Source organism: Paraconexibacter antarcticus (assembly GCF_024220175.1).
GTDB classification, from domain to species: Bacteria; Actinomycetota; Thermoleophilia; order Solirubrobacterales; family Solirubrobacteraceae; genus Paraconexibacter; species Paraconexibacter antarcticus.
Genome location: NZ_CP098502.1, coordinates 2,817,319 through 2,829,649, shown reverse-complemented (window position 1 = coordinate 2,829,649; position 12,331 = coordinate 2,817,319). Strand labels below are relative to the sequence as shown.

Annotated in this window: 10 protein-coding genes and 1 pseudogene; 2 read left to right on the top strand and 9 right to left on the bottom strand. The window is 70.9% G+C overall.

Features of this window, described 5'->3' with window-relative positions:
- Positions 1-6: 6 nt before the first annotated feature.
- Together NBH00_RS13900 and NBH00_RS25525 are read right to left on the bottom strand one after the other, a co-directional pair.
- A complete protein-coding gene (locus tag NBH00_RS13900) occupies positions 7-1,260 on the bottom strand; it encodes a hypothetical protein (protein WP_254569193.1) in 1,254 nt (417 codons plus the stop codon).
- Between the two features lie 64 nt (positions 1,261-1,324).
- A pseudogene (locus tag NBH00_RS25525) lies at positions 1,325-1,944 on the bottom strand (SDR family NAD(P)-dependent oxidoreductase).
- Positions 1,945-2,022: 78 nt separating this feature from the next.
- Here NBH00_RS25525 and NBH00_RS13885 point away from each other — a divergent pair.
- Positions 2,023-3,489 carry an NAD-dependent malic enzyme gene (locus NBH00_RS13885; RefSeq protein WP_254569190.1) on the top strand — a complete coding sequence of 489 codons (1,467 nt, stop codon included), beginning with the start codon at positions 2,023-2,025 and terminating at the stop codon, positions 3,487-3,489.
- 134 nt (positions 3,490-3,623) lie between these two features.
- On the top strand, positions 3,624-4,526 hold the full coding sequence (locus tag NBH00_RS13880; protein WP_254569189.1) for a TIGR01777 family oxidoreductase: 903 nt from the start codon (positions 3,624-3,626) through the stop codon (positions 4,524-4,526).
- A gap of 111 nt (positions 4,527-4,637) precedes the next feature.
- Here the strand turns inward: NBH00_RS13880 and ftsH are convergent, their stop codons facing one another.
- The 7 genes from ftsH to NBH00_RS13845 all read right to left on the bottom strand — a co-directional run bounded on the left by ftsH (position 4,638) and on the right by NBH00_RS13845 (position 12,249).
- The gene (gene ftsH / locus NBH00_RS13875) at positions 4,638-6,725 is read right to left on the bottom strand and encodes an ATP-dependent zinc metalloprotease FtsH (RefSeq protein ID WP_254569188.1); all 2,088 of its coding nucleotides are present in this window, start codon (positions 6,723-6,725) and stop codon (positions 4,638-4,640) included.
- 142 nt (positions 6,726-6,867) lie between these two features.
- Positions 6,868-7,098: a hypothetical protein gene (locus NBH00_RS13870; protein ID WP_254569187.1), complete on the bottom strand. Its 231-nt coding sequence runs from the start codon at positions 7,096-7,098 to the stop codon at positions 6,868-6,870.
- Entirely contained in the window at positions 7,095-7,808 is a 714-nt protein-coding gene (locus NBH00_RS13865) for an ABC transporter ATP-binding protein (RefSeq protein WP_254569186.1), read from the bottom strand. The genes NBH00_RS13870 and NBH00_RS13865 overlap by 4 nt, the downstream gene beginning before the upstream one ends.
- Entirely contained in the window at positions 7,808-8,638 is an 831-nt protein-coding gene (locus NBH00_RS13860; protein ID WP_254569185.1) for an ABC transporter ATP-binding protein, read from the bottom strand. The genes NBH00_RS13865 and NBH00_RS13860 overlap by 1 nt, the downstream gene beginning before the upstream one ends.
- Entirely contained in the window at positions 8,635-9,816 is a 1,182-nt protein-coding gene (locus NBH00_RS13855) for a branched-chain amino acid ABC transporter permease (protein ID WP_254569184.1), read from the bottom strand. The genes NBH00_RS13860 and NBH00_RS13855 overlap by 4 nt, the downstream gene beginning before the upstream one ends.
- On the bottom strand, positions 9,816-10,895 hold the full coding sequence (locus NBH00_RS13850) for a branched-chain amino acid ABC transporter permease (RefSeq protein WP_254569183.1): 1,080 nt from the start codon (positions 10,893-10,895) through the stop codon (positions 9,816-9,818). The genes NBH00_RS13855 and NBH00_RS13850 overlap by 1 nt, the downstream gene beginning before the upstream one ends.
- Before the next feature lie 70 nt (positions 10,896-10,965).
- Positions 10,966-12,249: a branched-chain amino acid ABC transporter substrate-binding protein gene (locus NBH00_RS13845; protein ID WP_254569182.1), complete on the bottom strand. Its 1,284-nt coding sequence runs from the start codon at positions 12,247-12,249 to the stop codon at positions 10,966-10,968.
- Between the last annotated feature and the right edge of the window lie 82 nt (positions 12,250-12,331).

Sequence of the window (12,331 nt, the reverse complement as noted above, 5' to 3'; positions counted from 1 at the left end):
CCTCCCCTACAGGAACAGGCGCACGAGCGAGAAGAGCAGGATGAGGAAGCACGTCGCGGTCGCCGTCGCCAGCACGCGCAGCGCCCACACGTCGAAGACGCCGAGCGAGCGCTTGTCCTCGCGGCGCCGCAGCCCGGCCGCGCGGGCGGCGGGGACGCTCCGGATCCCGATCGGGCTGTCGTCGTCCTCGTCGCGCACCGCAGGCGTCACGGCCGTGGGCTGCCGCGGCCTCACGGGCGCCGGGCGGGTCGGCGCGGCCTCGTCGCCGACGGCGTCACCGCCGGGGACGGGGCGGAACGCGTCCCGCGCGAGCAGCGCGTCGTCGCGCTGGCCCTGGGCGGCGGCCCGCGCCCTGACGGCCTCGTCGCGCTCGTGCTCGAGCGCGGCGATGCGCTCGTCGCGGTCACGCTCCAGCCGGGCGATGCGCTCGTCGCGCTCGCGCTCGGCGGCGGCGACACGCTCGTCGCGCTCACGGCGCGCGGCCGCGATGCCCTCCTCGCGCTCGCGCTCGGCGCGGGCGCGGGCGGCCTCGACCTCCTCGAGCTGGGTGCTTATCCGGTCGCGGGTGCGGACCGCGGCCTCGCGGTCGCGGACCGCCTCGTCGACGCGCGCCAGCGCGCGGTCGCGCTCCGCGATCGCGCTGCGGGCGGCGCGGGCCTGCTCGTCGCGCTCGCGCTCGGCGTCGCGCAGCGCCCGGCGGGCGGTCTGCACCGCCGGGTCAGGGGTCTCGGCGGGGTCGTACTCGGGCAGGCGGGCGCCGGGCAGCCCCGCGTCGCCGGCGGCGACGGCCGGCGCCTCCACGGCCGGCCGGCCTTCAGCCTTCGCCTGACGCTCCGGCGCGGCGGGCGCCACCGCGGCCGCGGGCGCCACCGTCCGCACCGGCGCCACCGAGGACGTCCGGGACCGCTTCGCCCGCGCCGGGGCACCGGCCGCCGCGGCGATCGCGTCCGGGCCGAGCGGGACGACGACGCTCGGCGCGACCTCCATCGTCGCGGTCGCCAGGGCGTCCTCCCCGTCGGTCCACGGGAACGCGGCCGTCCAGCGGGTCCCCTCGGCGGGGGCCCACGGCTTGTGCTCGAGCGTCGCGAGGACCTGACGGCCCTCGACGACGAGCGTCGGACGGAGGAACCGCATCCCCCGCACCCCGGACCAGCGGCCTTCGACGATCAGGGTCCCCTGGCGCGCGGCGAGGCGATCCACCGCGAAGGCGGCGCCCGCCTCGGGCGCGGGGTCGGGGGTGTTGCGCAGCGCAGAAGGCATACGCGGGCCATACCCCGCACGCGCCACCATCGAACGCCTCGGGGTGCGGGCGAACGACCCCTCGTCAGGCGGGCACGGGCGCTGCGAGGCCGAAGGAGACGCCTGTCAGCTCCTCCGACAGCGCCCACAGCCGGGCGGCGACGGCCTCGTCCCGGGCCTCCGCCGCGGTGCGGACGAGCGTCGGGGGCCCCTGCGACTCCAGCCGCCGGCTCGGGCCCGCGTAGCTGCCCGGCGGCACGTCCGCGGTCGCGGCGAAGAGGGTCGGGAGCGCCCCCGTGGCGGCGCTCTGCGCGAACACGCGGTTGGCGATCTGCATGAGCCCGTCCCGGAAGGACTCGCTGTGGGACTGCAGGTGCGTCGCGGAGTAGCCGGGGTGCGCCGCGGTCGCGATGACGGGCGACCCGCCGGCCGTCAGACGCCGCTGCAGCTCGAAGGTGAAGAGGAGGTTCGCGAGCTTGGACTGCGCGTACGCGGCCCAGCGCCGGTAGCCCCGGTCGAACTGCTGCCGGGCAGCTGCGCCCGTGCCGCCTCCCCCTTGGCCGGGTCGCGCACCGCGAGGATGACGTGCGCCCCCGCCCGCGCGAGCTCGCGGGCGGCCTCCAGGCCGATCCCGCTGTTCGCGCCCGTGACGATCGCGGTGCGTCCCGCCTGGGAGGGGATGTCGGCCGCCGTCCAGCTGCTCATGCGGCCAGCTTACGGTCTGCCTGGCTGACCGGAAGGAGCACAGGTCGGACAGCACGTCCGAGATATGTTTCCGTCACCGTGCCGACCACTCCCTCCGCCCAGTACTCGCTGACGATCCGCGTCGAGATCGACCACAAGCCCGGCATGCTCGGGCAGGTCGCCTCCGCGATCGGCAAGGCCGGCGGCGTCATCGGCGCCGTCGATCTCGTCGAGGTCGGCGACGACACCCTGCTGCGCGACATCACGGTCGACGCGACCGATCAGGGCCACTGGGACGCCATCACCGGCGCGATCGACGCGCTCGAGGGCGCCCGCGTCGTCGACACGACCGACCGCACCTTCCTGCTCCACGTCGGCGGCAAGATCGAGCAGCACAACAAGTCCTCGCTGCGCACGCGCGACGACCTCTCGATGGCCTACACGCCCGGCGTCGCCCGCGTCTGCATGGCGATCCACGAGGACCGCGACAAGGCCTTCCAGTACACGATCAAGCGCAACACGGTCGCGGTCGTCTCCGACGGCACCGCGGTGCTCGGCCTCGGCGACATCGGCCCCGAGGCCTCGATGCCGGTCATGGAGGGCAAGTGCATGCTCTTCAAGGAGTTCGCCGGGGTGGACGCCTTCCCGATCGTCCTGAGCACGAAGGACCCGGACGAGATCGTCGAGACCGTCCGCCGCATCGCCCCCGGCTTCGGCGGCATCAACCTCGAGGACATCAGCGCGCCGCGCTGCTTCGAGATCGAGGACCGGCTGAAGGCCGAGCTCGACATCCCCGTCTTCCACGACGACCAGCATGGCACCGCGATCGTCGTGCTCGCCGCCCTCCTCAACGCCTGCAAGCTCACCGGCCGCGACCTCATGGATCTGAAGGTCCTCGTCACCGGGCTCGGCGCCGCGGGCGTCGCCGTCACGAAGATCCTCCAGGCCGCGGGCGTTCGCGACATCATCGGCGCGGACTCCAAGGGCCTGGTCTCCACCGATCGCTCCGACTACGCCGACGGCTCGATGAACGCCATCAAGCGCTGGTACGCCGAGACGAGCAACCCGCAGAAGATCAGCGGCCCGCCCGTGAACGCCCTCGACGGCTGCGACCTCTTCATCGGCCTGAGCGGCGCGAGGATCTTCCCCGCCGAGGCGCTGCAGGCGATGAACAAGGACGCGATGGTCTTCGCGATGGCGAACCCGAACCCGGAGGTCGCGCCCGAGGAGGCCGCCCCCTACGCGCGCATCATCGCGACCGGCCGCTCGGACTACCCGAACCAGATCAACAACGTCCTCGCCTTCCCCGGCGTCTTCCGCGGCGCGCTCGACGTCCGCGCGCGGCAGATCACCGAGGAGATGAAGATGGCCGCGGCCCGCGCGATCGCCCAGATCGTCAACGACGCCGAGGTGCGCGAGGACTACATCATCCCCTCGGTGTTCAACCGGGACGTCGCGCCCGCCGTCGCGGCGGCCGTCGCCGACGAGGCTCGGGCCTCCGGCGCCGCCGCCGTCATCGACAACACGATCGGCTTCGCCGCCGGCGACCGCGCGACCCTCGCCTGACGGCTCGGGTCGCGGGCGAGTTCTCGCCCGGGGGGCTCGAACGTCGTGGCCGGGGTGCGTCCGGCGAGGCCGTCTGTCAGAAATAACGCCGCCGCGCCTTGATCCCCGAGGCGCCCGCTGGTCGTATCCCCGGCATGAAGATCACCGTGACCGGCGCGACCGGACTCATCGGAGCGCGCCTCGTGGCCGCCCTCAAGGACCGGGGCGACGACGTGACCGTCCTCTCCCGCAACCCGGAGAAGGCCGGTCAGGCCCTCGGCGTGCAGGCGCTCGCCTGGGACGCGCTGAACGAGCCGGCGCCCGTCGCCGCCCTCGCGGGCCGGGACGCGATCGTCCACCTCGCCGGCGAGCCCGTCGCCCAGCGCTGGAACGCCGCCCGCAAGCAGGCCATCAACGACTCGCGCGAGATCGGGAGCCGCAACCTCGTCGCCGGCATCGCGGCCGCCGACCCCCGCCCCGCCGCGCTCATCTCGTCCTCCGCCGTCGGCTACTACGGCAAGCACGGCGACGAGAAGGTCCCCGAGGACACCCCCGCGGGCAGCGACTTCCTCGCGAAGGTCTGCGTCGTGTGGGAGGCCGAGGCCGACAAGGCGCTCACCCTCGGCGTCCGCGTCGCCCACATCCGCACCGGCGTCGTCCTCGACCGCTCCGGCGGCGCCCTGAAGACGATGCTCCCGCCGTTCAGGATGGGCGTCGGCGGCCCGGTCGCCGGCGGCGGCCAGTACATGCCCTGGATCCACCTCGACGACATCGTCGGGCTCTACCTCAAGGCGATCGACGACGGCTCCTGGTCCGGCGCCTACAACGGCTCCGCCCCCGAGCCCGTGACGAACAAGGTGTTCTCGAAGGCCCTCGGCAAGGCCCTTCACCGCCCCGCGTTCGCGCCCGTCCCGGCCTTCGCCATCAAGCTGCTCTACGGCGAGATGAGCGAGATCGTCACCGAAGGCCAGCGCGCCGTGCCGTCACGCGCCCTGGCCGGCGGGTACGCGTTCCGGCACCCGGACCTCGACGAGGCCCTCGCGAGCGCGCTGAGCTGACCGCGGGCCCCGCGCCGCGGCCGCGGCCGCGGCCATCCGGGCCGGCCCCGCGGGGGACCGCGCGCCCGGGACCGCGCGCCCAGGACCCCGCGCCCGCCCGCCCGCCGGCGCTCAGACCTCGGCCGGCTCGCCGAGCGGCGCGGACGGCTTCTGCCCGCTCGTCGGCTGCGAGGAGGCGTTCTCCTCGCGCGGCTCGCGCAGGACGCCCGCCGCGAGGTACGCGTCGGTCTCGTCGAGCGTCTCGACCTTCAGCAGCTCCTGGGTGAGCTGCTCGAGCTGCTCGCGGTGCTCGGTGAGCAGCAGCGTGACGTCGTGGTGCGCCTCGTCGACGATGCGGCGCACCTCCTGGTCGATGAGCTGCTGCGTCGCCTGCGAGACGCCGTCGGTCCCCGGGAGCAGCATGCCGTTCGGGTTCGACGCCTCGACGGCGATCGGCCCGACGACCTCGCTCATGCCCCAGCGCGTCACCATGCCCCGGGCGATGTTCGTCAGCTGCTGGATGTCCGACTCGGCGCCGGTGGTGATCGTCCCGTAGACGACCTCCTCCGCGACGCGTCCGCCGAGCGCGACGAGGATCTTCCCGCGCAGGTACGCCTGGTCGTAGTTGAAGCGGTCGGCCTCCGGGGCCGAGAGCGTCACGCCGAGCGCCTGACCTCGCGGGATGATCGAGATCTTCCGCACGGGGTCGGCGCCCTCGGTGAGCATCCCGACGAGCGCGTGCCCGGCCTCGTGGTAGGCGGTCCGCTCGCGCTCGGAGTCGCTCATCACGACGCGCCGCTCGGCGCCGAGGATGACCTTCTCGAGCCCGTCGGTGAAGTCGGCGAGCTGGACGCGGGTGTGCCCGCGCTTGGCGGCGAGGAGCGCCGCCTCGTTGACGAGGTTCGCGAGGTCGGCGCCGACCATGCCAGGCGTCGACGCGGCGATCGCCGCCAGATCGATGCCCTCCTCGAGCGGCACCGAGCGCGTGTGGACGGCGAGGATCTGCGCGCGGCCGACCTTGTCCGGGGACTGGACGACGACGCGGCGGTCGAACCGGCCCGGGCGCAGCAGCGCGCTGTCGAGGATCTCGGGGCGGTTCGTCGCGGCGAGGACGATGACGCCGAGCGACGGGTCGAAGCCGTCCATCTCGGTGAGCACCTGGTTCAGCGTCTGCTCGCGCTCGTCGTGGCCGCCGAGGCCCCCGCCCCCGCCGCGGGCCCGGCCGATGGCGTCGAGCTCGTCGATGAAGATGATCGCGGGGGCGGCCTTCTTGGCCTCGTCGAAGAGGTCCCGGACGCGCGAGGCGCCGACGCCGACGATCATCTCGATGAACTCGGAGGCGGAGGCGCTGAAGAACGGCACCTCGGCCTCGCCCGCCATGGCGCGGGCCAGGAGCGTCTTGCCCGTGCCGGGCTGGCCGGAGAGCAGCACGCCGCGCGGGATCTTCGCGCCGAGCTTCTTGTACTTGTCGGGGTTGCGGAGGAAGTCGACGACCTCCATCAGCTCCTCCTTCGCCTCCTCGATCCCCGCGACGTCGTTGAACGTCGTCCGGGTGGAGCCGATCTCGACGCGCTTGGCCTTGCTGCGGCCGAACTGCGCGCCGAGGCCGCCGGCGCCCGCGCCGGCTGCGCGGCGCGCAATCCAGACGAACACGCCGATGAGCAGCAGCGTCGGGAGGAGCGAGATGAGCAGCGTCGCCAGCAGCCCGCGGCCCTGGTTCGGCGACTCGGCGTTGACGATGACGTTGTTGTCCTGCAGGAGCTTCGCCAGGCTGCTGCCGTTGACGGCGAAGGTCGGGAACTCGGTCGTGAACTTCGTCGTCGGACCGTGCTTGCCGGGCGGGTCGAACTTCTGGTTGAAGACGCCGGAGACGGTCTCCCCGCGCGAGGAGATCTCCTTGACGTTGCCGGCCTTGACCTGGTTGAGGAAGACCGGCGAGTAGGAGATCCGGGCCGGGCGCTCGCCGCCCGGCAGCAGCGACGTGAGGAAGAAGTTGAGCGTGAAGAGCGCGAGGAGCAGGAGGCCGAACCGCTGCCAGCTCATGCCGGTCGGCGACTTGCCCTTCTTCCCCTTGCCGCCCTGCCTGTCCGGGGCCCCCCGACCGTCGGGCGCCGGCTCGACCCGCCACGGGGTGCGCGAGGGATCGGGCGGGGGCGCCTGACCGGGGCGAGAACCCTGGCTCGTGTCGTCCGCCGACTTTCTCGGCTGGTCCTCGCTCACTGGTCGACCTTCCGGATCGCATCCGGCGTCAACCGAACACGAGCCCCCTGGCCCAGGTTTTCGGCGCTCATGGGCTCAGGGTAGAGGGTGCGACTGACCGCAGGCGAAACGGGGCGGCCCGGCGCGCGGGCCCGCCGGGTCCTCAGGCCTTGCGGCGCTTCGGGATGGGCCCCTCGGTCTTCCACCGGGAGTCGGGCTTGGCGGGGATGAGCAGCCATAGGACCGGGCCGACCGCCGTGAGCAGCAGGCCGGCGCCGAGCCCGGGACGCTCGCCGTAGCCCTTGCGGTCCGAGAGCCAGGATGCGGCGATCGCCGAGGCGAGCCACACCATCAGCAGGACCAGGGCCTTGGAGCCGATCAGTGCGAGGGTCATGTGCCGAGGTACGCCTTCTGGACGTCGGGGTTGGTGCGGAGCTTGGAGGACTCGTCGGTGAGCACGACGGCGCCCGTCTCCAGGACGTAGCCCCGGTTGGAGACGCCGAGGGCGTAGTTCGCGTTCTGCTCGACGAGGAGGATCGTCGTCCCCTGCTTGTTGATCTCGACGACGGTCTCGTAAATCTTCTCGACGAGGATCGGGGCGATGCCCATCGAGGGCTCGTCCAGGAGCAGCAGCCGCGGCCTCGCCATCATCGCGCGGCCGATCGCGAGCATCTGCTGCTCGCCGCCGGACATCGTGCCCGCCTTCTGCTTCTCCCGCTCCTTCAGGCGCGGGAAGAGGTCGAAGATCTGGTCCATGTCGCCGCTGATGTCGGCCTTGCTGTCCTTGCGCAGGTAGGCGCCGAGGTCGAGGTTCTCCCGGACCGTCATGCGCGCGAAGCAGTGCCGGCCCTCCGGCGACTGGGAGATCCCGAGCGTCACGATCTCCTGCGCGGGCCGGGTCGTGATGTCCTTGCCCTCGAAGACGATCTGGCCCTTGCGCGGCGGGTTCAGGCCGCTGATCGACCGCAGCGTCGTCGACTTGCCCGCCCCGTTGGAGCCGATGAGGGTGACGATCTCCCCCTCGTCGACCGTGAGCGAGATGCCCTTCAGCGCCTTGATGTTGCCGTAGTACGTCTCGATCCCGTCGACCGTGAGCATCGGCATCAGCCACCAGCCTCCTCGAGGCCCTGCTTGCCGAGGTAGGCCTCGACCACGCGGGGGTTGTTGCGGACGGACACGGGGTCGCCCTCGGCGATCTTCTCGCCGTGGTCGAGGACGGTGACGTACTCGGAGACGCCCATGACGACCTTCATGTCGTGCTCGATGAGCAGGATCGCGAGGTTAAGCTCGTCACGCAGCTTGCGCATGAACGTGGTGAGGTTCTCGGACTCCTGCGGGTTCATGCCGGCCGTGGGCTCGTCGAGCAGCAGGAGCTTCGGGTCCGACGCGAGCGCGCGGGCGATCTCGACCCGGCGCTGGTCGCCGTAGGAGAGGTTGATCGCGAGGTCGTCGAAGCGCCCCCTGATCCCGACGAAGGAGAGCATCTCGCGACCCTTCTCGCGGACGAGCTGCTCCTCCTTGCGCGTGCGGGGCGTCCGGAAGATCGAGCCGCCGATGCCCGACTTCATCCGGGCGTGCTGGCCGACGAGGACGTTCTCGAGCGCGCTCATCGTCCCGAAGAGGCGGATGTTCTGGAACGTGCGCGCCATCCCGAGCGCCGTGATCTGGTCCGGGCGCGACTGGGTCGTCTCCTTGCCGTCGAAGCTCACCCGCCCGGTCGACGGGGTGTAGAGCCCGGTCAGCATGTTGAAGAACGTCGTCTTGCCGGCGCCGTTCGGCCCGATGATCGAGACGATCGATCGCTGCGGGACCGCGAACGAGACGTCGTTGACCGCGACGAGCCCGCCGAAGCGCTTCGTGACGCGACTGGCCTCCAGCAGCTTCGGGCGCTCGGTGACCGGCAGGGCCGCGACGGCCTCGGGGGTCGTGCTCATGTGGACACCTCGAAGGACGTCTCGGCCGCGCCGATGCCCTCGGTGAGCTCGATCTTCCGCCGTCGCTCGGGCAACAGCCCCTCCGGCCGGATGAGCATGACGAACAGCAGCAGCACCCCGAAGATGCCGATGCTCACGTCCGCGAGGTTGAAGTCGAGCCCGATCTTGTGCGGGACGCTGTTCAGCTGGTCGGGGATGAGCGTGTAGTTGATGTAGCTCAGGAGGATCGACCCGAGCACGACGCCCCAGACCGAGCCGAGGCCGCCGAGGATGATCGTCGCGATGACGAAGATCGAGAACGAGAACGCGAACGAGTCCGCGTTGACGATCTGCAGGTACGGGCCGAGGAACGCACCGGAGACGCCGCCGAGCGCGGCCCCGATCGCGTAGGCCTGGAGCTTCGTCTTGACGAGCGGGATGCCCATCGAGGCCGCCGCCACCTCGTCCTCGCGGATGGCGATCCACGCGCGGCCGAGCCGCGAGTCACGCAGCCGGAGGCTGATGAAGATCGCGATGGCCGCGATCGCGAGGATCGTCCAGTAGTACGGCCTGAGGTTGAGGTACGAGTTGAACTGGCTCAGCCCCGGCAGCTTGATCTGGTCGATCGGCGAGATGCCGTCCCGGCCCTTCGTCAGCGGGTAGCCGACGCCGAACGGGTGGATGCCGTCGCCGTTCACCGCGAAGACGTGCACGATTTCCCCGAAGGCGAGCGTCACGATCGCGATGTAGTCGCCCCGCAGGCGGAGCGTCGGCAGGCCGATGATCACCCCCGCGACCGCGCAGAGCATCGCCGCGATGACGAGCACGAGCAGGAAGTTCACGTGGACGCCCGGCGCCTGGGCCGCCGTCCCCGTGACGAGGATGTGGATGTTCGCGTCGGCGTAGAAGCTCGACATGAGCCAGCCCGAGCAGTAGGCGCCGACCGCGTAGAACGCGACGTACCCGAGGTCGAGCAGCCCGGCGAACCCGACGACGATGTTCAGGCCCAGGCCCATGACGACGTACGCGAGGTACTGCGTCGCGTCCGCCAGCGTGCCCGAGATCGGGTCCATGAGCAGCGGGAAGATGACCGCGAAGATCGCGATCGCCGTGATGAGCACCGCCTGCGGACCGCGCCCGAGCTTCGGGAACCTGTCCTCCAACGCCGCAAGCGGCTTCTTCTTGACCGTGGTGGCCATCAGCCCGCCTCCCGCGTTTCCTCGCCCAGCAGCCCTTGGGGCCGGAAGATCATGATCAGGATCAGGTAGGCGAACACGATCGCCGGCGTCCACTGCGTGCCGATCCGGTCATCCGAGATGAACTGGATGATGCCGATGATCAGGCCGCCGAGGACGGCGCCGCGCAGGTTGCCGATGCCGCCCATGACCGCCGCCGTGAAGGCGATGAGGCCGGCCTGGAAGCCCTGGTTGAACTGCACGGTCGTCTGGTACAGCGCGTAGATGAGACCGGCCGCCCCGGCGAGCATGCCGCCGATGAGGAAGGTCAGCGAGATCGTCACGTCGACGTTGATGCCCATGAGCCGCGCCGCGTCGGGGTCCTGCGCGGTGGCGCGCATCGCCTTGCCGAGCCGGCTGCGGTTGATGAACGTCGTCGCGGCGATGACGAGCGGGATCGTGACGACGATCGCGAGGACGTCGGCGCGCTGGACGGTGATCCCCAGGAAGGTGAAGACGTCCTGCTGCGCGTGGATGAGGTCGTCGACCGAGCGCGGGGAGCCGCCCTGCCAGAGGAGGCCGACGTTCTGCAGGATGAAGGAGAGGCCGACCGCTGTGATGAGCGGCGCGAGCTTCGGCGCGTTGCGGAGCGGCCGGTAGGCGACGCGCTCGATCATGACGTTCAGCAGTCCGCAGATGAGCATGCAGAGCACGAGCGTCAGGATCAGGCCGAAGACGATCGAGCCGGTGCTGCTGACGAGCGTCAGGCCGAGCGTCCCGAACAGCGCGGACGCGGTGAACGAGCCGATCATGAAGACGTCGCCGTGGGCGAAGTTGATGAGCTCGATGATGCCGTAGACGAGCGTGTATCCGACGGCGATCAGGGCCCAGATCGCGCCGTTGGAGAGGCCCTGGAAGATGTTCTGCCCGAGGTGGGCGAGGTTGCCGTCGTTCTTGAGGTCGCTGATCCCGTAGTAGACGGGGAGCGCCAGGAGGACGGCGAAGAGGCCGTAGCCGGAGATGAAGTTGCGGATGGCGTCGCCGGGCCGGGCGCCGAGCGGAGCGGCGGCGGGCGGGTCGACTTGGGCGTCCTGGAGTGCCATGTGAGACGGGGCCCGCCGGCGCGCGCCCGTGCGCGTCATGCGCACGGGGCCCGCCGGCGTCGGCCACCTGTCAACCGGCGGTCGCCTTGATGACCGACTTGAACGTCGGGTTCCCGTCGGGACCGACGTCGTACAGCCCGTAATCGGTGAGGCTCGTGTCGCCGTTCTTGTCGAACGAGTACGTGCCGATGACCGACTTGCGGTCCTTCGTGGCGAAGAGCTTCGTGAGGAAGCTGTCACGCGTGGTGCCACCCGCGGCGATCGTGTCGAGGGTGAGCTTCATGGCCTCGTAGCCGTAGATGGCGTACGGGTCGGGCTTGTCCGTGCCGTACTTGGCCTTGAACGACTTCAGGAACGCCGGGCCACCCGGGATCGACTGCAGGTTCAGCGTCGCGACCGTGCACTCGAAGTTCTTCCCGATCTTCGCCGGGATGCCCTTCTTGCTCGGGTTCGTGAAGCCGGACTCGCAGATGCCGTCCGCGCCGTAGAGCTTCGCGTTCGGCAGCGCCGCCGCGACGTCCTTCGTGATCTGGACCGCACCGTTCGCCGTGACGCCGGAGAAGAAGAAGCAGTCCGCGCCCGCGGCCTTGATCTTCGAGGCGTACGCCCGGAAGTTCGCCGCGTCCTTCTGGATGCCCGTGTCCGACACGAGCTTGATGCCCTTGCTCTTGATGTCGGTGTCGAAGATGCGAGCGAGGCCGGCCCCGTAGGTGTCCTTGTCGTTCGCGACGGCGACCTTCGTGCAGCCGTCCGTCTTCATCTGCGTCGCGAGCGCGGCCGCCTGGACCTTGTCGCGCGGGACGATGCGCACGTAGTTGCGCTTGCCCGTCGGGTAGTAGATGTCGGGCTCGCCCTTCTCGGTGCCCGGCTCGCTCGTCGTGAGGCCCGGGTACGTGTTGGCCGGCGAGATCATCGCGAGGCCGACCGAGTTGAGGACCGGGATCGACACCTTCGAGGCGCCGGAGTTGAACTCGCCGATGTAGGCGACGGCCTTCTTGTCGGACGACGCCTTACGGGCGTTGGCCCCGACCTGCTGAGCGTTCCAGTTGCCCTCGGCGGCCGTCGAGTCGTCGAGCGACTGGTACTTGACCGTCGTGGACCCGGCCTTATTGCCCGCCTCGGAGAGCGCGAGCTGAATGCCCTGGACCATCGCGTTCGTCTGGTCCTTCGAGGCCCCCTGGAGCGGGAGGCTCGAGTAGACGTCGACGGTGCCGCCTGACGCACCGCTGCTCGTCGTCCCGGACGCCGCCGGCGTGGACGACGACGAACTGCTGTTGGAGCTACCGCAGGCGGAAACCCCCAGAGCTGCGGTGCCGAGCAGGCACCCAGCCATCACCTTCGCGCGAGAACGCAAGTGCACTTCCTCCTCTTTGGAATCACTACTTATGGCCATCATAAGCAGACGCACTCCGTCGCCGTCAAAGACTTTTGTCCAG